This is a genomic window from Streptomyces sp. NPDC096310 (assembly GCF_044763125.1).
Taxonomy (GTDB): domain Bacteria; phylum Actinomycetota; class Actinomycetes; order Streptomycetales; family Streptomycetaceae; genus Streptomyces.
Window position 1 is genome coordinate 17,594 of record NZ_JBIWFO010000034.1, and the last position, 22,799, is coordinate 40,392.

Genomic DNA, 22,799 nt, shown 5'->3' on the forward strand with positions numbered 1-22,799 from the left:
CGCCCGCCTGTCCGGCTCGCGCCGAGCGGACGGCGGCGGCGCAGCGCGAGCCGAACAGGCGGACAAACGGGATAATCCCGGCATGGACGCTTCCCTCCCCTCTCGCCGCCGTCGCCGCCCCGCGTACCGGCTGCCGCTGTCCCTGACCGCCGCGCTCTGCGCGGTCGCCCTGGCCGCCGGCTGTTCCCCGGCCGGCACGGCACAGGTCGCCGACCGGCAGCCGGCGCGGGCCGCGCACTCCGCACAGCCCGCGCCGCTCACCCAGCGCTCCGGGAACGACCTCCAGAGCGACTACGAGACCGTGATCAGGAACGTCCTGCCGTCGGTCGTCCAGATCGAGGCCGGGAACAGCCTGGGCTCGGGCGTCGTCTACGACGGGCAGGGCCATATCGTCACCAACGCCCATGTGGTCGGCAGCCGCCGGAGCTTCACGGTGACCGTCGCCAACAGCGAGCAGCCGCTCCGTGCGGAACTGGTCTCCAGCTTCCCCGAGCAGGACCTCGCCGTCATCAAGCTGGACACGGTCCCGCGCGGGCTGAGGGCCGCGACGTTCGGCGACTCCGCGAAGGTGGCGGTCGGTCAGATCGTGCTCGCGATGGGCTCCCCGCTCGGGCTGTCGAGCAGCGTCACCCAGGGCATCGTCTCGGCGGTCGGGAGGACCGTCAGCGAGGGCGGGGCGGGCGGCGGTACGGGGGCCACCATCGCCAACATGGTGCAGACGTCGGCGGCGATCAACCCGGGCAACAGCGGCGGCGCGCTGGTCAATCTGGACAGCCAGGTGATTGGCATCCCGACCCTGGCCGCGACGGATCCGGAGCTGAACAACGGCACCGCGCCGGGGATCGGCTTCGCGATCCCCGTGTCGATGGTCAAGACGGTCGCCGACCAGATCATCAAGCACGGCCGGGTCGTCGACTCGGGCCGGGCCGCGCTCGGCATCACCGGGCGTACGGTCGTCGGCCCCGACTTCCAGCCGGCGGGCGTCGCGGTCGTCACCGCGCGGAAGGGCGGCGCGGCGGCGGGCGCGGGGATCGCGGCCGGGGACATCATCACCAAGGTCGGCGGGGTACGGGTGACGACGATCGCCTCGCTCTCCGAGGTCCTCGCGGCGGACAAGCCGGGGCAGCGGGTGAAGGTTACCTTCACCCGGGGCGGCGCGACGAAGACCGTGGAGGTCACGCTCGGCGAGATGTGACACGTACCGGGCCGTACCCGCGCGAGGTCACGCGCGGGTACGGCCCGTCGGCTCACCGGCTCACCGGCTCACCGGCTCACCGGCGTACGGGTCAGCTCGGCTCGGCCTGGAGACTCATCGGACCGTAGATCTTGTTGCCGTCCTCGAACAGCGACACCTGGTCCGCGCCTCCGTCCAGAAGTTCTCTCCAGACCTCACCGACCCATGACTCGGCGTCCCCCTGCGTCGTGAACTCCTCCGGCTCCACGGCCGGCGGGACCTCCGTCCCGTCGGCCTTCTCGAACCGCCACATCCACGCCATGTGCGCCTCCCGGCTCCCGCGGAACTGATCGATCTACCTGCCCGCAGCGTAGCCGGGCGCGCACCGTACGCGCTGACGCGGCAGGATCATCCCTGTGGAACTGACTCTGCTCGGCACCGGTGCCCCCACCGGTCTCCCCCGACCCCACTGCCCCTGCGCCGCCTGCGCGACCGCCCGCGGCCCGTGGGCCCGCGCCGCGACCGCTCTCCTGGTGGACGGTGTGCTGCTGCTGGACCTGACCCCGGGTGCCGCGCTCGCCGCGGCGCGCGCGGGCCACTCCCTGGCGGGGGTACGGCAGGTCCTGCTCACCCATCCGCACGACGGCCCGGCCGTGGAGCTGCCCGCGGGGCTGCCGTCGGCGGGACGGGTAGCGGACGGCCGGGTGCTGACGATGCTCAGCGGCCACCGGGTACGGGCGGTGGCGATGGACGCGCCGGGCACGGGGTACGAGGTGACGGGCCCCGGCGGCGAGCGGCTGCTCCATCTCCCGCCGGGCGGCGCGCCGGCCGGGGTGACCGCGGGCAACGGCCGTACGCAGGCCGCGTCCGCACCGTACGACATGGTCGCCGCCGATGTCGTCGGACGGCCCGACGCGGTGGCGCGGCTGCGCGCGGCCGGTTCGATCGGCCCGGACACGGATGTCGTCGCCGTCCATCTCGACCATGACGTGCCACCGGGCCCTGAGCTGGTACGGCGGCTGGCGGCGGCGGGCGCGCGGGCGGTCCCCGACGGGACGACGCTGACGGTGGGCGCGTACCACCCCGTACCCGAGGTGCCGCGGCGCACGCTGGTGACGGGCGGGGCGCGCTCGGGCAAGTCCTGGGAGGCGGAGCGCAGGCTGACGGCGTTCCCCGGGGTGCTGTACGTGGCGACGGGCGGCACCCGGGGCGGCGACACGGAGTGGGAGGAGCGCGTCCGCACCCACCGCGAGCGCCGCCCCGGCTCCTGGCGCACGGCGGAGACCTGCGACCTGGTCCCGCTGCTGGAGGCCGAGGGCCCGCCGCTGCTGATCGACTGCCTGTCGCTGTGGCTGACGGACGCGATGGACCGGGTGAACGCGTGGGACGACGCGGCGTGGTCGTCGGGCGGCGAGAAGACGCTGCGCGAGCGGACGGCCCACCTGGTCGCGGCGGTCAGGGCGACGCGGCGCACGGTGGTGGCGGTGACGAACGAGGTGGGCGCGGGGGTGGTCCCGGCCACCCGAACGGGACGCCGCTTCCGCGACGAACTGGGCCGGCTGAACGCGGCGGTGGCGCAGGAGTGCGAGCAGGTGCTCCTGGTGGTCGCCGGACAAGCGGTCACCCTGCGCTGACCCCGGGGCCGGACAACCGGTGCGGTCACCTTGCCGCGGTACCGAGTCCTCCGCCCGCCTCCCCGCCTGGCCGGCGAGTGGGCCGAAGGGGCGCGCCGCTGTCGAAAGGGAGAGCGCGCGCAGGTTCGTGAGGAACGAGCGAACCGAGCACGGTCGACCGTCGACAGCGGCATGAAGCGCCCCGGAGGCGAACCGAGCCTTCAAAAATGTAGTGTCGCCGGATGAGTTCGCTTAGTCTCGATGACTTCTCCGATCTGATCGAGCGCCCCGACAGCGGTACCCGGCGTGACGCCGAGGATCGCCGGGAGCGGCTGGTCGTGGCACCCGGGGCGCTCGGGCGCCTCGACGAGTTGGGTGAGTGGCTCTCGGCCGCGCAGGGGTCCGTTCCGGTGCGGGCGGTGGAGCGGCCGCGGGTGGTGCTGTTCGCCGGGGATCACGGTGTCGCCGCTCTCGATGTGTCGGGCCGGCCCGCGGGCAGTGCGCATGTGCTGGTGCGGGCGGTGCTGGACGGGGCGAGCCCGGTGGCTGTGCTGGCCCGCCGGGCGGGGGTGTCGGTTCGGGTCGTGGACGCCGGTCTCGACTGCGATCCGGCGCTGCTGCCGGAGGAGGTCGTACGTCATCGGGTGCGGCGCGGCAGCGGGCGGATCGATGTCGAGGACGCGCTGACGGCGGACGAGGCGGAGCGTGCCGTACGGCTCGGGATGGCGATCGCGGACGAGGAGGCGGATTCGGGGACGGATCTGGTGGTGCTCGGCGATCTCAGTGTGGGTGGTACGACGGCGGCGGCCACCCTGATCGCGGCGCTGTGCGGGACGGACGCGTCCGTGGTGACGGGGCGGGGCGGCGCGGGGATCGACGATCTGGCGTGGATGCGCAAGTGCGCGGCGGTGCGGGACGCGCTGCGCCGGGCGCGGCCGGTGCTCGGCGATCAGGTGGAGCTGCTGGCGGCGGTGGGCGGCGCGGATCTGGCGGCGATGACGGGGTTCCTGTTGCAGAGTGCGGTGCGCCGGATGCCGGTGATCCTGGACGGTGTGGTGTCGGCGGCGTGTGCGCTCGTGGGGCAGCGGGCGGCGTTCCGGGCTCCTGACTGGTGGCTCGCGGGCCAGTTGAGCGGGGAGCCGGCGCAGGCGAAGGCGCTGGACAGGATGGCGCTCAACCCGCTGCTCGACCAGGGCGTCACTGTGGGGGAGGGTTCCGGGGCGCTGCTCGCGCTTCCCCTTGTCCAGGCGGCCGCCGCCCTCGCGGCGGAGTTGCCGGAGAGGCCGGAACCCGAGGCCGCGGAGGTGGCCGGGGACGCCGGTGGCGTCGCCGGGTCCGACGGGGTGACCACGACGGAGTAGGGCATCGGATGCGGCGGCCGGGACGGGCCGCCGCATCACCCGGCATGGAGCGCGATGCCCCATATGATCGCGTTTCATGGGAGAAGTCCACGTGCTTGCCGACCGATCGACCCGGGCGAGCGCCCCGGATCCGCGGGACACCCCGGGCCGGGGCACGGTCCGTTCGCTGCGGGCCGCCGCGTATGCCGTCTGGTATCTGCGGACCGTCACCTTCATCAACTTCCTGAGCGCGGTGTGGGTCTCGCTCGGCCAGGATCTGCGCCGGCACAACGTCGACAACTACTTCACCCCGTACCTGCTGACGGCGGGGTTCGCGTCCGGGGTCTTCACGCTCTTCCTGGCGATCACGATGCGCCGCCGCAAGCGGGCGGCGTGGATTCTCAATCTGGTCGTCTCGGGGCTCTTCCTGCTGCTGTTCTCGTTCGCGATGACGTTCGCGGAGATCCGGCACTACGCGCAGAACTGGGTCTCGCTGGGGCTGACGGCCTCGTTCGTCGGGGCGCTGCTGCTGGGGCGCCGCGAGTTCTACGCCAGGGGTGACCGGGCCAATCCGCGGCTGGCCGCGGTGGTGGCGGTGGGCGGGCTGGCGGCGGCCTCGCTGCTGGCGGCGCTGCTGGTGACCGTCACGAACACGGGGCACGGCGGCTCGTCGTTCCCGGAGCGGTGGCGGTACGGCACGATGCGGCTGGTCTCGCTGGCGGCGGACGACGCGCGGTTTCCGGGGATCGCCACACCGGGCTGGGTGGATGTCGTCATCAACGTCCTCTCGACGCTGCTGCTGTTCGCGGTGGTGTACGCGGCGTTCCGCGCGCGGCGCGCGGTGGATCCGCTGACGGTGGAGGACGAGGCGCGGCTGCGGGTGCTGCTCGACCGGTACGGCGAGCGGGACTCGCTGGGGTATTTCGCGCTGCGCCGCGAGAAGAGCGTGATGTGGTCGCCGACGGGGAAGGCCGCCGTCGCGTACCGCGTGGTGGGCGGGGTGTCGCTGGCGTCCGGGGATCCGATCGGGGATCCGGAGGCATGGCCGGGGGCGATCACACCGTGGCTGGCGCAGGCGCGGGAGCACGGCTGGATCCCGGCGGTGATGGGGGCGAGCGAGGAGGCCGGAACGATCTACGCCCGGCATGGCCTGGACGCGCTGGAGCTGGGCGACGAGGCGCTGGTGGAGACCGCGGACTGGGCGCTCGCGGGGCGTCCGGCGGGGAAGGCCGCCGCGCTGGAGGGGCGGGCGATGCGGACGGTGCGGCAGGCGTACAACCGGGTCGCGCGGGCCGGTTACCGGGTCCGGATCCGGCGTCATGAGGACATCCCCGCCGAGGAGATGGCCGGGCTGCTGCGGCGTGCGGACGACTGGCGTGACGGTGCCACCGAGCGGGGTTTCTCGATGGCGCTGGGGCGGCTGGGCGATCCGGGCGACGGGCGGTGCGTGATGCTCGAATGCCTGGACAGGGACGGCGCGTTGCGGGCGGTGCTGAGCTTCGTGCCGTGGGGTCCGAACGGCCTCTCGCTCGACCTGATGCGCCGTGACCGGGACGGCGAGAACGGTCTGATGGAGTTCATGGTGATCGAACTCCTCCAGCGGTCGGGCGAGATCGGGATCGCGCAGGTCTCGCTGAACTTCGCGATGTTCCGGTCCGTCTTCGAGCGGGGCGCGAAACTGGGGGCGGGGCCCGTGCTACGGCTGTGGCGTTCGCTGCTCAGCTTCTTCTCCCGGTGGTGGCAGATCGAGTCGCTGTACCGCGCCAACGCCAAGTACCGGCCGATCTGGGAGCCGCGCTTCCTGCTCTTCGAGAAGAGCGCGGACCTGCTGCGCATCGGGCTCGCGGCGGGCCGCGCCGAGGGGTTCCTGGAGGCGCCCGGGCTGCCCGGGTGGCTGCATCGCCGACGGCTGGAGAGCCGCCGGTGACAGGTGGGGCGAGGGGGGCGGCGCTCCGTACCCGGTTGCGCCGGTTCGCCCGCCGGGAGTGGGCGCCGCTGCTGACGACGGTGCGGATCACGCTGTCCAAGCGGCGGGCGCGGGCCGTCCCGATGACGCTGGCGGCGGTGGCGCTGACGGCGCTGCTCCAGATCGTGCAGAACCGGTCGTGGGGGTACCGGCCGGTGATGGACCTCGGTGCGGTACGGGCCGAGGATCCGCTCGGGGCGGCTCTGCTCCGTACGCCGCTGTCGCTGTTCGTGCCGGCGCTGGACCTGCCGGTGTGGGGCGCGCTGGCGCAGATCCTGCTGGTGTTCGGGGTGGCGGAGATCTGTCTGGGCCGGTGGCGGACCCTGGTGATCGCGTACGTGGCGACGCTGGCCGGGACGCTGTACGCGCGGATCGGTATCGCGCTCGGGCCGCGGGTCTTCCCCGGGCTGCCCGCGTCGGACGCGGAGATCGTCGACACGGGCCCGTCGGCGGCGGTGGTGGGGCTCGCGCTGTTCCTGTGCTGGCGCTACCGGGCCTGGTGGACGGCCGGGGCGCTGCTCCTGGTACTGATCGGGGAGTGCCTGGTCAAGGACAATCTGGCGGGCCGGGAGCATCTGGCGGCGACGGCGGCGGTGCTGGCGCTGACCGGCGCCCTGGAGTGGCGGCGGCGCGGCGTGCGGCGGTTGCACGGACGGCGGCCCCGGTGAGGTTTCAGGGTCTTTCGGGCCGGTCCGGGGTGCCGCCGATCCAGTCCTGGACGCGGCGGCGGGGGCCCGCCCAGCGCCGGTCGCGGCGGCACGCGCGCAGTTCCGCCCTGGCCCGTGCCTTGGGGCGGCGGCGGTAGAAGCGGCGGGCGTACGGCGATCCCGGCCTCGCGAGGCGGATCGCGCCGATGAGCGCGACGAAGGGCACGAGCGTGCCGATGAGGGTCATCCGGAGCTTGCCCTTGAAGAGCGTGACGAGCACGAAGACGAAGTTGACCAGGATCGTGAGGATCGCGGAGCCGCGGTTCTGCTGCTGGTCGGGGGTGAGGGCGTTGACGCCGAACGGTGAGAACCCGCTGAGGACGAGCAGCGCGAGCGCGGCGGCGAGGACGACCACTTCCACGCTCCGGCGGCCCTGTTCGCTCCAGTAGACGTCGTGGAGGTGGACGATCAGCGCGAACTCGTCGAGGACGAGCCCCGCGCCGACGCCGAAGACCACCGCGCAGACGCAGGCGGTCACGCCGTGGCGTCCGCTGCCGACGGCGCCGAAGCCGCCGATCACGGTGAGGATCACACCGGGCACCACATGGTGGAGGTGGACACCGCCGGGCGTGATGTTCCGGAACGGGCCCTTCCCGGCCCGGATGAGCCGGGTGACCGTACGCGTCAGCAGGAAGGTGAGGACGAAGGAGGCGAGGGCGAGCAGGGTGGGGAGCTTGCCCGGCTCGGTGATGTTCTGCTGGAACCAGTGCCCCATGCCACCTGCTCCCGGATAGCCGCGTACGCGCAATTCAGCCACTTCACCACCCTTTGGGCGGTTCGGCGCCTTTCGTGGTGCGGCTGCCGTGACCCCGGCGCCTTCCGGCTCCGCCCGCCCGCCCCCGGGGTGCCGCCGTGGTCCGGCTACCCTTCCCGCGATGACCTCCACGAACGACCGTGCCTCGCTCGCCGACGGCCTGCGCTTCGCGTTCGGCACCCTCACCGTGTTCCCCGTCCGCGTGGCGCGCTGGGACCGTACGGCCGCCCGCGCCGGCATGCTCAGCGCCCCGGCCGCCGGGCTCGCCGTGGGCGGCTGCGCGGCGGTGGCCGGGGCGGTGGCGCTGCTCGCGGGCGCCTCGCCGCTGCTGGCCGGGGTGGCGGCCGTCGCCGTGCCCGCCGTCCTCACGCGGGGGCTGCATCTCGACGGGCTCGCCGACACGGCGGACGGTCTGGGCAGCGCCAGGCCAGCCGAGGACGCCCTGCGGATCATGAAGCGGTCGGACATCGGACCGTTCGGTGTGATCACCTTGCTGCTGGCGCTGTTCGCGCAGGTCGCGGCGGTCGCGGAGCTGTACGGGGAGAGTCCGGCCCGGGGCGCGGTGGCGGTCGTCCTGGCCGGGCTCGCCGCCCGGCTCGCGCTCACCCTAGGCTGCCGCAGGGGCGTACCCCCGGCCCGGCCGGAGGGGCTGGGCGCCGCGGTGGCGGGCACGGTGCCCCTCCGGGCCGCCTGGTGCGCGGCGGTGCTGGTCACCGGCGCGGGCGCGGCGGCGGGCGGGCTCTTCGGGGTGGCGGGCGCCGTGCACCACGCGCTGGCGGTGGTGGCCGGGCTCGGCGCGGCGGGGCTGCTGCTGGCGCACTGCGTACGGCGGTTCGGCGGGGTCACCGGCGATGTGTTCGGCGCGCTCGCGGAGACCGCCGCGACGGCCGTGCTCGTCGCGCTGACGCTGGGCTGACACCCCGCAGGGGCCGCCGGGGCGCGGCGCCGTACCCCGTCATGACGGGGCGCCGTACCGAGTCATGACGGGGCGTCGTACCAAAACGTCGGGAACACCCCCACAGACGAGTGAACCGCCGCCGCTGTGAGGGCCGTCCATCACCGAGCGTAGGCTCGTCCACGCCGCGCGCGGCCGTACGGGCGACGCGGCGGGGACGGCCGGCGCAACCCCCGGCCGTCAAGAACTCAATGGAAGCGAGATTTCACCACCGTGACTGCTCTCACTCTTAAGCCTGCCGGCGCGGCGACCCTGCGCGTCGACGCGATCGTCGTCGGCGTCGCGAAGGGCCCCAAGGGGCCGGTGGCGGCTCCGGGCGCCGAGGACGTGGACAAGGCGTTCGGCGGAAAGCTCGCCGCCGTTCTGGAGACCCTCGGTGCCTCCGGCGGCGAGAGCGAGGTGACCAAGCTGCCCGCGCAGGGCGGTCTGAAGGCCCCGGTCGTCCTCGCGGTCGGCCTCGGCCCCGTACCGGAGAAGGACGAGACGTACGGCACCGAGACGCTGCGCCGGGCCGCCGGCGCCGCGGCGCGTGCCCTCTCCGGCGTCAAGAAGGCCGCGTTCGCGCTGCCCGTCGAGGCGGCCCTGGACATCGAGGCGATCGCCGAGGGCGCGCTGCTCGGCGCGTACGCCTTCACCGCCTACCAGGGCGGCGGGAAGAACGCGAAGAAGGGCGACGGGCCCAAGCAGCCGCTCGGCGAGGTCGCGCTGGTCGGCGCGAAGCCGCGTGACAAGGCCCACAAGGCGGCGGCCGAGCGCGCGATCGCGCTGGCCGAGGAGGTCAACCGCGCCCGTGACCTGGTGAACACCCCGCCCAACGATCTGACGCCCGAGTCCTTCGCCGCCGTGGTCACCGCCGCGGGCAAGGAGCACGGCATCAAGGTCCAGGTCCTCGACGAGAAGGCCCTCGCCAAGGGCGGCTTCGGCGGCATCCTCGGCGTCGGCCAGGGCTCGGTGAACCCGCCGCGCCTGGTGAAGCTCGCGTACACGCACCCCGACGCGGAGAAGACGCTCGCGCTGGTCGGCAAGGGCATCACGTACGACTCGGGCGGCATCTCGCTGAAGCCGGCCGGGCACAACGAGACGATGAAGTGCGACATGAGCGGCGCCGCCGCCGTGTTCGCCTCGGTCGTCACCGCCGCGCGGCTGGGCCTGCCGGTCAACGTCACCGGGTGGCTGGCGCTGGCCGAGAACATGCCGTCGGGGTCGGCGATCCGCCCCGGTGACGTGCTGCGCATGTACAGCGGCAAGACCGTCGAGGTCCTCAACACCGACGCCGAGGGCCGGCTCGTGCTGGCGGACGCGCTGACCCGCGCCTCGGAGGAGAACCCGGACGCGATCGTCGACGTGGCGACCCTGACCGGCGCGATGGTGCTGGCGCTGGGCAACCGCACCTTCGGGATCATGTCGAACGACGACGCGTTCCGTACGTCCCTGCACGAGATCGCCGGGGAGGCGGGCGAGGCGTCCTGGCCGATGCCGCTCCCCGCCGACCTGCGCAAGGGCATGGACTCCCCCACCGCCGACCTCGCGAACATGGGCGAGCGGATGGGCGGCGGGCTGGTCGCGGGCCTCTTCCTGAAGGAGTTCGTCGGCGAGGGCATCACCTGGGCCCACCTGGACATCGCGGGCCCGGCCTTCCACGAGGGCGCCCCGTACGGTTACACCCCCAAGGGCGGCACGGGCTCCTCGGTGCGCACCCTGGTGCGGCTGGCGGAACGTACCGCCTCGGGCGACCTGGGCTGATCCGGAGCCGGTGGTGGCGTCGGGGGTCATGGTGCGGGCGGGGAGTGCCGCTCGCACCGTGACCCCCGACCCCGTCGGGCGGCGCACCGTGCAAAGATGGGTAATCGGCAGGACAGGGCCCCCACCACAGGGCCGAAGACATAGCGGCCGAAGACCAGCCGCCGCCCGGTCAATGTGAGACCGCGCCCGGCGCACATGCATGGAGGACGTGACGTGGCGAACGACGCCAGCACCGTTTTCGACCTAGTGATCCTCGGCGGCGGTAGCGGCGGTTACGCCGCGGCGCTGCGCGGAGCGCAGCTTGGTCTGGACGTCGCACTGATCGAGAAGAACAAGCTGGGCGGCACCTGCCTGCACAACGGCTGCATCCCCACGAAGGCCCTGCTGCACGCCGGCGAGATCGCCGACCAGGCACGCGAGAGCGAGCAGTTCGGTGTCAAGGCCACCTTCGAGGGTGTCGACATCGCCGGGGTCCACAAGTACAAGGACGACGTGATCTCGGGCCTGTACAAGGGGCTCCAGGGGCTGGTCGCCTCCCGCAAGGTGACCTTCATCGAGGGCGAGGGCCGGCTCTCCTCCCCCACGTCCGTCGATGTGAACGGCTCGCGGGTCCAGGGCCGCCATGTGCTCCTCGCGACCGGTTCCGTACCGAAGTCGCTCCCGGGCCTGGAGATCGACGGCGACCGGATCATCTCCTCGGACCACGCGCTGAACCTGAACCGCGTCCCGCAGTCCGCGATCATCCTGGGCGGCGGCGTCATCGGCGTCGAGTTCGCCTCCGCGTGGAAGTCCTTCGGTACGGACGTCACCGTCGTCGAGGGTCTGAAGCACCTGGTCCCGGTCGAGGACGAGAACAGCTCCAAGCTGCTGGAGCGCGCGTTCCGCAAGCGCGGGATCAAGTTCAACCTCGGTACGTTCTTCGAGAAGGCCGAGTACACGGAGACGGGCGTCCGCGTCACGCTCGCCGACGGCAAGACCTTCGAGGCGGAGGTGCTGCTGGTCGCGATCGGCCGCGGCCCGGTCTCGCAGGGGCTCGGTTACGAGGAGCAGGGCGTCGCGATCGACCGCGGCTATGTCGTCGTCGACGAGTACATGCGCACGAACGTCGAGACGATCTCGGCGGTCGGTGACCTCGTCCCGACCCTCCAGCTCGCGCACGTGGGCTTCGCCGAGGGCATCCTCGTCGCCGAGCGGCTGGCGGGTCTGAAGACCGTCCCGATCGACTACGACGGTGTGCCGCGGGTCACGTACTGCCACCCCGAGGTCGCCTCCGTCGGCATCACCGAGGCGAAGGCCAAGGAGATCTACGGCGCGGACAAGGTCGTCGCCCTCAAGTACAACCTCGCGGGCAACGGACGGAGCAAGATCCTCAAGACCTCCGGTGAGATCAAGCTCGTCCAGGTCAAGGACGGTGCCGTGGTCGGTGTCCACATGGTCGGTGACCGTATGGGCGAGCAGGTCGGCGAGGCTCAGCTCATCTACAACTGGGAGGCTCTGCCGGCCGAGGTCGCGCAGCTCATCCACGCGCACCCGACCCAGAGCGAGGCGCTCGGCGAGGCCCACCTGGCCCTGGCCGGCAAGCCGCTGCACTCCCACGACTGATGGCGAGGGGCACCAGGTCCGGGCGCGACGACCACTTCCGCACTTCCCCTCGCTCGGCGCTCCGCGCGAGCTGGGGAGACACCACCATGAGGAGCAACTGAAACCATGTCGGTTTCCGTAACCCTGCCGGCGCTCGGCGAGAGCGTCACCGAGGGCACTGTCACCCGCTGGCTGAAGGCCGAGGGCGAGCGCGTCGAGGCCGACGAGCCGCTGCTGGAGGTGTCGACCGACAAGGTCGACACCGAGATCCCGGCGCCCGTCGCCGGTGTGCTGGCGGCCATCAAGGTCGCCGAGGACGAGACCGTCGAGGTCGGCGCCGAGCTGGCCGTCATCGACGACGGTACGGGCGGCCACGAGGCGGCCCAGCCGACGGAGGCCGCGCCGGCCCCCGTGGCCGAGCCGGCCCCCGCCGCTGCCGCCGAGCCCGCCCCGGCTCCGGCTGCCGAGGCTCCGGCCCCCGCGGCCGAGGCCGCACCCGCAGCCGCCCCGGCCGGTGGCGCCTCCGGTACCGATGTCACGCTGCCCGCGCTGGGCGAGTCGGTCACCGAGGGCACCGTCACCCGCTGGCTGAAGGAGGTCGGCGAGGAGGTCGCGGAGGACGAGCCGCTGCTTGAGGTCTCCACCGACAAGGTCGACACCGAGATCCCCGCCCCGGTCGCCGGTGTGCTGCTGGAGATCGTGGTCGGCGAGGACGAGACCGCCGAGGTCGGCGCGAAGCTGGCCGTCATCGGCGCCCCGGGCGCGGCTCCGGCCGCTCCCGCCGCCCCGGCCGCGCCGGCTCCGGCCGCCGCTCCGACCCCGGCTCCGGCGGCTCCGGCTCCGGCCGCACCCGCCCAGGAGGCCCCGAAGGCTCCGGCGCCCGCTCCGGCCGCGCCCGCCGCCCCGGCTCCCGCCCCCGCCCCCGCCGCCCCCGCGCCGGCTCAGGCCGCCGCTCCGGCCCCGGCCGCCCCGGCGCCGGTCACCCCGGCCCCTGCCGCACCCGCCGCCCCGGCCGCTCCCGCGGGCGACGACGGCGCGTACGTCACGCCGCTGGTCCGCAAGCTGGCCTCGGAGAACGCGGTCGACCTGGCGTCCGTCAAGGGCACCGGCGTCGGCGGCCGGATCCGTAAGCAGGACGTCCTCGCCGCCGCGGAGGCCGCCAAGGCCGCCGCCGCTGCCCCCGCTCCGGCCCCGGCCGCCGCCCCCGCGGCGTCCAGGGCGCCGAAGCTGGAGGCGTCCCCGCTGCGCGGTCAGACCGTCAAGATGACCCGTATGCGCAAGGTCATCGGCGACAACATGATGAAGGCGCTGCACACGCAGGCCCAGCTCACCTCGGTGGTCGAGGTGGACATCACCAAGCTGATGCGGCTGCGCGCGCAGGCGAAGGACTCCTTCGCCGCCCGCGAGGGCGTGAAGCTGTCCCCGATGCCGTTCTTCGTGAAGGCGGCGGCCCAGGCGCTGAAGGCCCACCCGGTCATCAACGCCCGGATCAACGAGGACGAGTCCACGATCACGTACTTCGACTCGGAGAACATCGGTATCGCGGTGGACTCCGAGAAGGGTCTGATGACCCCGGTCATCAAGGGTGCGGGCGACCTGAACATCGCCGGTATCTCCAAGAAGACCGCGGAGCTGGCGGCGGCCGTCCGGGCGAGCAAGATCACCCCGGACGACCTCGCGGGCGCGACCTTCACCATCAGCAACACCGGCTCGCGCGGTGCGCTCTTCGACACGATCATCGTGCCGCCGAACCAGGTCGCCATCCTGGGCATCGGCGCCACGGTCAGGCGCCCGGTGGTCATCAACCACCCGGACCTCGGCGAGACCATCGCGGTGCGCGACATGACGTACGTCGCGCTCTCCTACGACCACCGTCTGGTGGACGGCGCCGACGCCGCCCGCTACCTGACGGCGGTCAAGGCCATCCTCGAAGCGGGCGAGTTCGAGGTGGAGCTGGGTCTCTGACCCGGGCCGTACCAGACAGCCGCACCAAGGCACAGCCCCCGTCCGGAGACTGTTCTCCGGGCGGGGGCGCCGTATTGTCCAGACAACGTCCGGACAACGTCCGGCCCGGCCCGAGGAGCCCTTCATGAGTCCCCCCGTCGTCCACTCGCTGCGCGAACAGATCCGCGAGCACATCGTGGAGGGGATCGTCAGCGGTCGCTGGAAGCCGGGCGAGCGGATCGTCGAGCGTCGGATCGCGACGGAACTCCAGGTCAGCCAGACCCCCGTACGGGAGGCGCTGCGCGAGCTGGAGTCGCTGCGGCTGATCGAGTCGGCGCCGAACAAGGGCGTACGCGTCCGGAACCTGACCGCGGCCGATCTGGAGGAGAGCTATCCCGTACGGGCCGGTCTGGAGCAGATCGCCGCCGAGCTGGCCGCCGAGCGGCTGGCCCTGGACTGTTCCGCGCTGGAGCCGCATGTGACGGCCCTGTACGCGGCGGACCGTACGGCCGACGGGACCGCGCAGGTACGGCACACGGTGGGCTTCCACCGGGAGCTGGTGCGGGCCGCCGGTAACGGAGTGCTCTTGCACACCTGGGAAGGGCTCGGTATCGAGGTCTTCACGGCGCTGTCGATCCGCTGGCTCGGCACCGTGCAGAAGTCGTACGCCGAGGAGCACCAGGAGCTGGTCGAAGCGTTCCGCAGACGGGACCCGGGCATCGGCTCACTGGTGAAGGACCATGTGCTCGGATGCGCGCCCCGTGCCTGATTTCACCCCCTCTGTCATGAATTACCGTCCGTCACTCCGTGCCCTTTCACGCGGCACGGGATGCCAATTCCTTGAGATCGAGAAGTTTTGCCGTTCAACCCTTTGATCGATCATCGATCAGCGTTTTACAGTCGACGACGGGCTGCACCCAGCCCAGCGTCCTGTCCTGCCAGACATGACCACTTCTCCACCCCCCTCCTGTCCGGAAGGCGGCGATGATGCCCGACCCCGTAGGCAAGCTTCCGAGCGAGCTGGACCAGCTCCCGGACCGTGACACCGAGGAGACCGCCGAATGGGCGGCCTCCCTCGACGCCGTCACCGAACACGCGGGCCCGCACCGCGCCGCGTACCTGATGCGGCGCACCCTCCAGCACGCGGGAACCGCCGGGGTCCCGGTGCCCGAGCTGCTGGAGAGCGACTATGTGAACACCATCCCGACCGCCGCCGAGCCCGCGTTCGACGGCGATCTGGAGATGGAGTCCAGGATCACCGCCTGGAACCGCTGGAACGCGGCGGCGATGGTCACCCGCGGCGCCCGTTACGGCGTCGGCGGCCATATCGCCACCTTCGCGTCCGCGGCCTGGCTGTACGAGACGGGCTTCAACCACTTCTTCCGCGGCAAGGAGTCCCAGGAGTCCCCCGGCTCCGGCGACCAGCTCTACATCCAGGGCCACGCCTCCCCCGGCATCTACGCCCGCGCCTTCCTCGACGGCCGGCTGACCGAGACGGACCTGGACCACTTCCGCCAGGAGTCCGGCGGCCGGGGCCTGCCCTCCTACCCCCACCCGCGGCGGCTGCCGTGGCTGTGGGAGTTCCCCACCGTCTCCATGGGGCTGGGCCCGCTCTCCGCGATCTACCAGGCGCGCTTCAACCGCTACCTGACCAACCGCTCCATCAAGGACACGTCCGCCTCGCACGTCTGGGCGTTCCTCGGTGACGGCGAGATGGACGAGCCCGAGTCGACGGCGGCCCTCGCCCTCGCGGCCCGGGAGCGGCTGGACAACCTGACCTTCGTCATCAACTGCAACCTCCAGCGCCTCGACGGCCCGGTCCGCGCCAACTTCCGGGTCGTGCAGGAGCTGGAGGCGCAGTTCCGCGGCGCCGGCTGGAACGTCGTCAAGACGCTGTGGGGCTCCGCCTGGGACGAGGTGTTCGCGCTGGACACCACGGGCGCGCTGGTACGCCGGCTGCGCCAGGTGCCGGACGCCCAGTTCCAGACGTACGCCACGCGGGACGTCGCGTACATCCGCGAGCACTTCTTCGGCGCCGAGCCGGCCCTCGTCGAGCTGGCGAAGCTGCTGTCCGACGCGAAGATCGCCGAGTGTTTCTTCACCTCGCGCGGTGGCCACGAGGCCCGCAAGGTGTACGCGGCCTACCGTGCGGCACTGTCCCACGAGGGCGCGCCGACCGTGATCCTCGCGCAGACGGTGAAGGGCTACACGCTCGGCGCCGGCTTCGAGTCGCGCAACGCCAACCACCAGATGAAGAAGCTCTCGGGCGAGCAGTTCCGCACCATGCGCGACCTGCTGGACCTGCCCATCCCGGACGCGCAACTCGACGAGAGCCTGGTGCCGTACGGCCACCCCGGCGCGGACTCCCCCGAGGTGCGCTACCTCCAGGAGCGGCGCGCCGCGCTGGGCGGCCCCGCCCCGGCCCGCCGGCTGCACACCGTCGCGCTGCCGCAGCCGTCCGAGAAGCCGTTCCAGGCCGTCGCCAAGGGCTCGGGCAAGCAGTCCGTGGCGACGACGATGGCGTTCGTCCGGCTGATGAAGGACCTGATGCGGGACAAGGAGACCGGCAAGCGCTGGGTCCCGATCGTCCCGGACGAGGCGCGCACCTTCGGCATGGAGGCGCTGTTCCCGTCGGCCGGCATCTACTCGCCGCTGGGCCAGACGTACGACCCGGTCGACCGCGACCAGATCATGTACTACAAGGAAGCCAAGGACGGCCAGATCCTCAACGAGGGGATCACCGAGGCCGGTTCGATGGCGGACTTCATCGCCGCCGCCACGTCGTACGCGACGCACGGCGAGACGATGATCCCGTTCTACATCTTCTACTCGATGTTCGGCTGGCAGCGCACCGGCGACCAGATGTGGCAGCTCGCCGACCAGATGGGCAAGGGCTTCATCGTCGGCGCCACCGCGGGCCGGACGACCCTGACGGGTGAGGGCCTTCAGCACGCCGACGGCCACTCGCACCTCATCGCGGCCACCAACCCGGCCTCGCTCAACTACGACCCGGCGTTCGCGTACGAGATCGCGGTGATCGTCAAGGAGGGTCTGCGGCGGATGTACGGCGAGCCCGTACCCGGCGAGGACCAGGACGTCTTCTACTACCTGACGGTCTACAACGAGCCGATGCCCCAGCCCGCGATGCCGGAAGGCGTCGAGGAGGGCATCATCAAGGGCCTGTACCGCTTCAAGGAGGGCGCCCCGGCGGCGGCCGACGCCCCGGCGATCCAGCTCCTGGCCTCCGGTACGGCGATCCACTGGGCCCTGGAGGCGCAGGAACTGCTCGGCGCCGACTGGGGGGTGACGGCCGATGTCTGGTCCGCCACGTCCTGGACCGAGCTGCGCAGGGACGCGATGGAGGCCGACGAGGCCCTGCTGCGCGGCGAGGAGAAGGTGCCGTACGTGACGCGCGCGCTCGAAGGCGCGCCGGGCCCGGTGCTCGCGGTCAGCGACTGGATGCGGCAGGTGCCGGACCAGATCAGCCAGTGGGTGGAGCAGGACTACAGCTCGCTGGGCACGGACGGCTTCGGGCTCTCGGACACCCGGGAGGCGGCGCGCCGGCACTTCGGCGTGGACGCGCGGTCGATCGTGGTCGCGGCGCTGGCGCAGCTCGCGCGGCGCGGCGAGGTCAAGCCGGAGCGGATCGCGGAGGCACGCGAGCGCTACGGTCTCTGACGGCCCTGCGCAGCCCCATAGCAGGTTGGGGAGCCCCTGTCACTGAGTGGCGGGGGCTCCCTGCATCATGGACGTATGCGTGCTGCCCGCCTGATCAAGATGGTCCTGCTCCTCCAGTCCAGACCCTCCATGACCGCGGGCGAACTGGCCCGCGAGCTGGAGGTGTCCGAGCGCACGATCACCCGGGACGCCCAGGCCCTCTCCGAGGCAGGGATCCCGGTGTACGCGAACCGGGGCAGGTCCGGCGGCTACCGGCTGGTCGGCGGCTACCGCACCCGGCTGACCGGGCTGGCGCGCGGCGAGGCGGAGGCGCTGTTCCTCTCCGGGGTGCCGGGAGCGCTGCGGGAGATGGGCCTGGACGACATCTCGTCGGCCGCCCGGCTGAAGGTCTCGGCGGCGCTGCTGCCGTCGCTGCGGGACGCGCAGGACACGGCGGCGCAGCGCTTCCATCTCGACGCGCCCGGCTGGTACCACGAGCCGCAGACGCCGGAGCTGCTGCCGGTGATCGCGGAGGCGGTCTGGGACGACCGGCTGGTCGCGGCGCGCTACCGGCGCGAGGACCAGGAGGTGGAGCGGGAGCTGGCGCCGTACGGTCTCGTGCTGAAGGCGGGTGTCTGGTACGTGTGCGCCGGTACGGAGGGGACGTTCCGGGTCTACCGGATCGACCGGTTCACCGCGGTGGAGCCATCGCAGGAACGTTTCACCAGAGAGGACTCGTTCGATCTGCCGGCGTTCTGGGAGGAGCGCGCGGCGGAGTTCGCGCGCTCCCTGCTGCGCGCGGAGATCGAGGTGCGCCTCTCGCCCGAGGGCGCCCGCAGACTCCCGTACGTGACGGACCGCGCGGCGGCGAGCGCGGCGATCGAGGCGGCGCCCCCGGCGGACGAGCGGGGCCGGATCACGCTCACGCTGCCCGTGGAGTCGGAGGAGGTGGCGTACGAGCAGTTGCTGGCGCTGGGCGCGGACGCGGAGGTCCTGGGGCCTGAGACGCTGAGGTGCCGGTTCGCGGAGGCGGCGGCGCGGATGGGCGACCTGTACGGCCGGTAGTACGGGCGGCACGGCGGGAAGCGGAGTTCCCCGCAACTCCCGGCTCCGCGTGCGCCGCTTCCCCTCAGGCACGATGCTTGACCCGTGATGGACGAGACGGAGTTCTGGGAGATCGTCGACAGCACGCGCGAGGCCGCCGACGGCGACCCCGAGGACCATGCGGATCTGCTGGTCGAGCGGCTGCTGCAGCTCGATCCCGACTCCGTGCTGGACTTCGCGCGCCACTTCGAGTCGCGCTACAACCGCGCGTACCACTGGGATCTGTGGGGCGCGGCGGCCGTCCTGCTCGGCGGCGCGAGTGACGACGCCTTCGACTACTTCCGCTGCTGGCTCATCGGGCAGGGCCGGGAGGTCTTCGAGGGCGCGCTGCACGATCCGGACAGCCTGGCCGAGACGCTGGACACGTTCGACCAGACCGTCGACGGGGACGGCGAGGAACTGGGGTACGCGGCGGACGAGGCGTACGAACAGCTCACCGGGGTGGTGGCGCCCGCCCTGGGCATCGCGGCGCAGCGCGCGGAGCCGGAGGGCACGCCGCTGGACTTCGAGGACGACGCGGCGCTGGCGGAGCGGTTCCCCCGGCTGACGGAGCGCTTCGGGAGCGAGTGAGGCGCGCGGGGACTGTTCCCGGACGGCCCTTTCGGCTCACTGCGGCCCGCTGAAGCTCACTGCGGGCCCACCGTGACCCACTGCGGCTCACTCCAGCGAGAGCCCCATCAGCACGTCGTCGACGTACACCCCGTCGAGCTGGAACTCCCCCGGCAGGATCCCCTCGACGCGGTACCCCTCGGCCTCGTACAGCGCACGCGCCGCCGTGTTGTGCCCGAGGACGCGCAGGGTCAGCCGTCGCGCGCCCTGGTTTCGCGCGTGGAGCGCGCCCGCGCGCAGCAGGGCGCGCGCCACGCCACGGCGGCGCGCCCAGGGGTGGACGGCGAGGCCCTGTATCTGCCGTACATGCGCGTTGCTGGCGAGGGGGGTGGGGCGGGCGACGCGGATGTACCCGGCGACGGGGTCCTCGGCGCCGCCGGTTCCGGCACCGGCGATTCCGGCGCCGCCGTCGCACTCGGCGACCAGGAAGTCCTCCGGCCGGTGCTGGGTGTCGAAGAACGGTCCGTACGGCGGGCTCGGCCTCGGCGTGACGGCGTGCAGCGGCGACCAGGTCGCCCGGTCGAGTGCGCAGAGGGCCGCGTCGTCCGCGCGTGCGGCGGGGCGTATCCGGGGTTCCACCATGGCGTAACTGTGCCACGGGAGGTCGCGGAGGCAGGATGGGCCCATGAAAATCGCGGTCACCGGTTCCACCGGGCTCATCGGCAAGGCTCTGGTCAGCTCCCTGCGCGCGGACGGGCACGAGGTGACGCGGCTGGTCCGGCACGCGGCGCGCGCGGGCGACGAGATCGCGTGGGACCCGGTACGGCAGACGATCGACGCGGGGAAGCTGAACGGCTGCGACGCGGTCGTCCATCTCGCCGGCGCGGGGGTCGCGGACCGCCGCTGGAACGACGCGTACAAGCGGGAGATCCGGGACAGCCGGGTCCTCGGTACGGCCACCATTGCCGAGGCGCTGACCTCGCTCGACTCGCCGCCCCGGGTGCTGGTCTCCGGGTCGGCCATCGGGTTCTACGGCTACACGGGCGACCGGAAGGTGGACGAGAGCACCCCGCCCGGGGACGGCTTCCTGCCCTCGCTCTGCGTGGAGTGGGAGGAGGCCGCGCTGCCCGCGGAGGAGGCGGGTATCCGTACGGTCTTCCCCCGCACCGGTCTGGTGGTCGCGCGCAAGGGCGGCGCGTGGGGGCGGCTGTTCCCGCTCTTCCGCGCGGGCCTGGGCGGCCGGCTCGGCTCGGGCGACCAGTACTGGAGCTTCATCTCGCTGCACGACGAGGTGGCGGCTCTGCGGCATCTCATCGACACGGACGGCCTGGAGGGGCCGGTCAACCTGACGGCCCCGGAGCCCGTCACCAACCGCGAGGTGACGGCGGCGATGGGCCGCGTCCTGCACCGCCCGACCCCGTTCCCGGTCCCGGCCGCGGCGCTGCGACTGGTGGTGGGCGGTCTCGCGGAGGACATCGTGGGCAGCCAGCGGGTGGTCCCGGCCCGGCTGCAGGAGTCGGGCTTCACGTTCGCGTTCCCGACGATCGACGAGGCGGTACGGGCGGCGGCGTAACGGTACGGGCCGTGCGGCGGCCGCCTGCCCCGGGGTGACCGCCCGCGCGGCCCGGGGTGACCGCCCGCGCGGCCCGGGGTGACCGCCCGCGCGGCCCGGGGTGACCGCCCGCGCGGCCCGGGGCGACTGCCCGCGCCGCTGTCCGTCGCGGCCCGGGAGCGCACGGGGAGCGGCCGGGGAGCGGCCTCCCGGTGGCGCCGGGGCGCCGGGAGGGGGCCGGGAGAGGTCCGGGGAGGCTTCCCGTACCGGTGCGCGTGGCACGGCCCCCGCGGCCGGGTGCGCCGCGCCCCCGCACCGGCCGGGCCGCCGGGCAGCCTCCCGCTCCGTTCCGCCGCCCCGCCGCGCGGCGCCACGCACCCCCCATGCATCGGTGCCCCCGCCCGCGCGCGTCCGCGCCGCGCCCATCCGTCCCTACGCTCAACCGGGAACGGGACGACGCCCCTTCGGAGGGACTCATTCGTCCAGGGCGTTCCGGGGGCCTGATGCGGGCATCGGGCCCCCACCCAGCCGCGCTGACCTCGGGGAGGGGCACGTGCTCAGCACCGCACTCGGCACCGCGCACCACGCAGACGTCGTCATCATCGGAGCCGGCCTGGCCGGACTGTCCGCCGCGCACCATCTCACCAGCGCGGGCGTCACGGTCAGCGTCCTGGAGGCCGCTCCCCACGTCGGCGGCCGGATGGCCACGGACCACGTCGACGGTTTCCGACTGGACCGCGGCGGACGGCTGCTCACCGCCGCCTACCCCGATCTGCTCCGTACACCGGGGCTCGAAGGCGCCGCCGTCCGGATGTTCTCGCCGGGCGTGCTCGTGCACAGCGACGGCAGGAACTACCGCACCGGTGCGGTCGGGAGCGCGCGGAGCGCACTCACCGTTGCGCGCGCCCTGGCGAGCGCCCCCCGGCCGCCGCTGGGCGGCGCGGTCGACCAGGCGCGGCTCAGCGCCTCCCTGGGCCGCCTCGCGGCCACGCCGACGGCCCGGCTGCTGGCGCGCCCCGAACGGACCGCGGCGGAGGCGCTGGCGGTGCGCGGGCTGCCCGCCCGTACGGTCAACGGCTTCATCCGGCCGCTGCTCACCGCGCTGCTCTGCGACCCGGAGCTGGGCACGTCGAGCCGGTGCGCCGATCTCGCGCTGCGGGCGTTCGCGCGGGGCCGGCTCTTCGTCCCCGCGGGCGGCTCCGCGACGCTGCCCGAACTGCTGGCGCGGACGCTGCCCGAGGGCACCGTCCGTACGGATGTCTGTGTCACGGACACCTCGATCAACTGCGTGACGACCAAGGAGCACGGCGAGATCGCCTGCCGGTCGCTCGTCCTGGCGACGGGTGCCAGGGCGGCGGCCGAACTGCTGCCGGGGCTGCGCGTGCCGGACTTCCACGCCGTGACGGTGGTGCACCACACGGCGCCCGAACCCCCGCTGGCCGAACCGGCGCTGCTGCTGGACGCCGACCGCGAAGGCCCCGTGACGCACACGGCAGTGATGAGCGCGGTGGACCCGTCGCGCGCGCCACGGGGCCGGGTGCTGATCTCGTCGACGGTGCTCGGCACCCCTCCCCCGGCCGCCGAGCTGGACCGTTCGGTCCGGGCGCACCTCGCGCGCCTGTACGGGACGCCGACCGACGACTGGGAGCTGCTGGCCGTCCACCACGACCCGGAGGCGGTGCCCGCGATGGACCCGCCGCACGACCTGCGCCGGCCGGTGCGGGTGCTGTCGGGGCTGTACGTGTGCGGCGACCACCGGGACACCAACACCGTGCAGGGGGCGCTCTTCTCGGGCCGCCGCGCGGCGCACGCGATCCTGCGCGATCTGGGCGTACGCCCGGCGTACGAGACAGCGCCGATGCCCGCGGTCGCCTAGACGAGTCATTCCGAAGGAGCGTCGTCCGCCCCTTGGGGCGGGCGGGGAGGTGTCAGGTGCACCGCACTCGCCGCGCTCGCTCCGTCTCGGCGCATTGAACGGTCCTTCGGATGCCGAGCGCAGCCGCAAGGCGCAGGAGGGAAGCGACGCGGAGCGTCGCGACGACAACGCCGCGGATGTGCGTGCATGGCACCTCCCCGCAGACGGGACTTCGGAATGACTCGTCCAGAAGCCCAGCGGGCGCACAGCTCCGGTCCCGTCCGGGCGTCGACCTTCCCCGGACG

At 73.1% G+C, this 22,799-nt stretch carries 18 protein-coding genes; 15 read left to right on the top strand and 3 right to left on the bottom strand.

The window, feature by feature from the left end; all coding sequences use genetic code 11:
* Positions 1–82 precede the first annotated feature (82 nt).
* On the top strand, positions 83–1,195 hold the full coding sequence (locus ACIQ7D_RS34705; protein ID WP_403944744.1) for a S1C family serine protease: 1,113 nt from the start codon (positions 83–85) through the stop codon (positions 1,193–1,195).
* 91 nt (positions 1,196–1,286) lie between these two features.
* Here ACIQ7D_RS34705 and ACIQ7D_RS34710 read toward each other — a convergent pair whose 3' ends face one another.
* A complete protein-coding gene (locus ACIQ7D_RS34710) occupies positions 1,287–1,496 on the bottom strand; it encodes a hypothetical protein (RefSeq protein ID WP_403944745.1) in 210 nt (69 codons plus the stop codon).
* A gap of 94 nt (positions 1,497–1,590) precedes the next feature.
* Here ACIQ7D_RS34710 and ACIQ7D_RS34715 point away from each other — a divergent pair, with 94 nt between their 5' ends.
* From ACIQ7D_RS34715 to ACIQ7D_RS34730, 4 genes are all read left to right on the top strand, one after another.
* On the top strand, positions 1,591–2,808 hold the full coding sequence (locus tag ACIQ7D_RS34715) for a bifunctional adenosylcobinamide kinase/adenosylcobinamide-phosphate guanylyltransferase (RefSeq protein WP_403944746.1): 1,218 nt from the start codon (positions 1,591–1,593) through the stop codon (positions 2,806–2,808).
* A 221-nt stretch (positions 2,809–3,029) separates the two neighbouring features.
* On the top strand, positions 3,030–4,148 hold the full coding sequence (gene cobT / locus ACIQ7D_RS34720; RefSeq protein WP_403944749.1) for a nicotinate-nucleotide--dimethylbenzimidazole phosphoribosyltransferase: 1,119 nt from the start codon (positions 3,030–3,032) through the stop codon (positions 4,146–4,148).
* A 76-nt stretch (positions 4,149–4,224) separates the two neighbouring features.
* Complete coding sequence (locus ACIQ7D_RS34725) at positions 4,225–6,054, top strand: phosphatidylglycerol lysyltransferase domain-containing protein (protein WP_403944752.1); 1,830 nt, start codon at positions 4,225–4,227, stop codon at positions 6,052–6,054.
* On the top strand, positions 6,051–6,761 hold the full coding sequence (locus tag ACIQ7D_RS34730) for a hypothetical protein (protein WP_403944754.1): 711 nt from the start codon (positions 6,051–6,053) through the stop codon (positions 6,759–6,761). Before ACIQ7D_RS34725 ends, ACIQ7D_RS34730 begins: the two co-directional genes overlap by 4 nt.
* Positions 6,762–6,765: 4 nt before the next feature.
* On the opposite strand, the gene ACIQ7D_RS34735 is transcribed toward ACIQ7D_RS34730, so the two are convergent.
* Entirely contained in the window at positions 6,766–7,515 is a 750-nt protein-coding gene (locus ACIQ7D_RS34735) for a hypothetical protein (RefSeq protein ID WP_403944808.1), read from the bottom strand.
* Positions 7,516–7,675: 160 nt separating this feature from the next.
* On the opposite strand from ACIQ7D_RS34735, the gene ACIQ7D_RS34740 reads away from it, so the two are divergent.
* The 8 genes from ACIQ7D_RS34740 (at position 7,676) to ACIQ7D_RS34775 (ending at position 19,108) form a co-directional block, all read left to right on the top strand.
* On the top strand, positions 7,676–8,470 hold the full coding sequence (locus ACIQ7D_RS34740) for an adenosylcobinamide-GDP ribazoletransferase (protein ID WP_403944756.1): 795 nt from the start codon (positions 7,676–7,678) through the stop codon (positions 8,468–8,470).
* A gap of 252 nt (positions 8,471–8,722) precedes the next feature.
* Positions 8,723–10,252, top strand: a complete 1,530-nt coding sequence (locus ACIQ7D_RS34745; protein WP_403944758.1) for a leucyl aminopeptidase — start codon at positions 8,723–8,725, stop codon at positions 10,250–10,252.
* A 213-nt stretch (positions 10,253–10,465) separates the two neighbouring features.
* Positions 10,466–11,854 carry a dihydrolipoyl dehydrogenase gene (lpdA, locus tag ACIQ7D_RS34750; protein ID WP_403944760.1) on the top strand — a complete coding sequence of 463 codons (1,389 nt, stop codon included), beginning with the start codon at positions 10,466–10,468 and terminating at the stop codon, positions 11,852–11,854.
* Positions 11,855–11,959: 105 nt separating this feature from the next.
* Entirely contained in the window at positions 11,960–13,798 is a 1,839-nt protein-coding gene (gene sucB, locus ACIQ7D_RS34755) for a 2-oxoglutarate dehydrogenase, E2 component, dihydrolipoamide succinyltransferase (RefSeq protein ID WP_403944762.1), read from the top strand.
* A gap of 124 nt (positions 13,799–13,922) precedes the next feature.
* On the top strand, positions 13,923–14,546 hold the full coding sequence (locus ACIQ7D_RS34760; protein WP_403944764.1) for a GntR family transcriptional regulator: 624 nt from the start codon (positions 13,923–13,925) through the stop codon (positions 14,544–14,546).
* A 218-nt stretch (positions 14,547–14,764) separates the two neighbouring features.
* A complete protein-coding gene (gene aceE / locus ACIQ7D_RS34765; protein WP_403944766.1) occupies positions 14,765–17,455 on the top strand; it encodes a pyruvate dehydrogenase (acetyl-transferring), homodimeric type in 2,691 nt (896 codons plus the stop codon).
* A gap of 75 nt (positions 17,456–17,530) precedes the next feature.
* On the top strand, positions 17,531–18,499 hold the full coding sequence (locus ACIQ7D_RS34770; protein ID WP_403944768.1) for a helix-turn-helix transcriptional regulator: 969 nt from the start codon (positions 17,531–17,533) through the stop codon (positions 18,497–18,499).
* An 87-nt stretch (positions 18,500–18,586) separates the two neighbouring features.
* Positions 18,587–19,108, top strand: a complete 522-nt coding sequence (locus ACIQ7D_RS34775) for a DUF4240 domain-containing protein (protein ID WP_403944809.1) — start codon at positions 18,587–18,589, stop codon at positions 19,106–19,108.
* A gap of 87 nt (positions 19,109–19,195) precedes the next feature.
* Here ACIQ7D_RS34775 and ACIQ7D_RS34780 read toward each other — a convergent pair whose 3' ends face one another.
* Positions 19,196–19,729, bottom strand: a complete 534-nt coding sequence (locus tag ACIQ7D_RS34780) for a GNAT family N-acetyltransferase (RefSeq protein ID WP_403944770.1) — start codon at positions 19,727–19,729, stop codon at positions 19,196–19,198.
* A gap of 43 nt (positions 19,730–19,772) precedes the next feature.
* On the opposite strand from ACIQ7D_RS34780, the gene ACIQ7D_RS34785 reads away from it, so the two are divergent.
* Entirely contained in the window at positions 19,773–20,660 is an 888-nt protein-coding gene (locus ACIQ7D_RS34785; RefSeq protein WP_403944771.1) for a TIGR01777 family oxidoreductase, read from the top strand.
* A gap of 532 nt (positions 20,661–21,192) precedes the next feature.
* A complete protein-coding gene (locus ACIQ7D_RS34790) occupies positions 21,193–22,515 on the top strand; it encodes an FAD-dependent oxidoreductase (protein ID WP_403944773.1) in 1,323 nt (440 codons plus the stop codon).
* Positions 22,516–22,799 lie beyond the last annotated feature (284 nt).

Bases quoted from the DNA above. Each gene is read 5' to 3' on its own strand.
- ACIQ7D_RS34735 (WP_403944808.1), bottom strand. From the start codon at position 7,515: ATGGGGCACTGGTTCCAGCAGAACATCACCGAGCCGGGCAAGCTCCCC.
- ACIQ7D_RS34785 (WP_403944771.1), top strand. From the start codon at position 19,773: ATGAAAATCGCGGTCACCGGTTCCACCGGGCTCATCGGCAAGGCTCTG.
- ACIQ7D_RS34775 (WP_403944809.1), top strand. From the start codon at position 18,587: ATGGACGAGACGGAGTTCTGGGAGATCGTCGACAGCACGCGCGAGGCC.
- ACIQ7D_RS34725 (WP_403944752.1), top strand. From the start codon at position 4,225: ATGGGAGAAGTCCACGTGCTTGCCGACCGATCGACCCGGGCGAGCGCC.
- ACIQ7D_RS34780 (WP_403944770.1), bottom strand. From the start codon at position 19,729: ATGGTGGAACCCCGGATACGCCCCGCCGCACGCGCGGACGACGCGGCC.
- sucB (WP_403944762.1), top strand. From the start codon at position 11,960: ATGTCGGTTTCCGTAACCCTGCCGGCGCTCGGCGAGAGCGTCACCGAG.
- ACIQ7D_RS34710 (WP_403944745.1), bottom strand. From the start codon at position 1,496: ATGGCGTGGATGTGGCGGTTCGAGAAGGCCGACGGGACGGAGGTCCCG.
- ACIQ7D_RS34705 (WP_403944744.1), top strand. From the start codon at position 83: ATGGACGCTTCCCTCCCCTCTCGCCGCCGTCGCCGCCCCGCGTACCGG.
- cobT (WP_403944749.1), top strand. From the start codon at position 3,030: ATGAGTTCGCTTAGTCTCGATGACTTCTCCGATCTGATCGAGCGCCCC.
- aceE (WP_403944766.1), top strand. From the start codon at position 14,765: ATGCCCGACCCCGTAGGCAAGCTTCCGAGCGAGCTGGACCAGCTCCCG.
- ACIQ7D_RS34760 (WP_403944764.1), top strand. From the start codon at position 13,923: ATGAGTCCCCCCGTCGTCCACTCGCTGCGCGAACAGATCCGCGAGCAC.
- ACIQ7D_RS34740 (WP_403944756.1), top strand. From the start codon at position 7,676: ATGACCTCCACGAACGACCGTGCCTCGCTCGCCGACGGCCTGCGCTTC.
- ACIQ7D_RS34770 (WP_403944768.1), top strand. From the start codon at position 17,531: ATGCGTGCTGCCCGCCTGATCAAGATGGTCCTGCTCCTCCAGTCCAGA.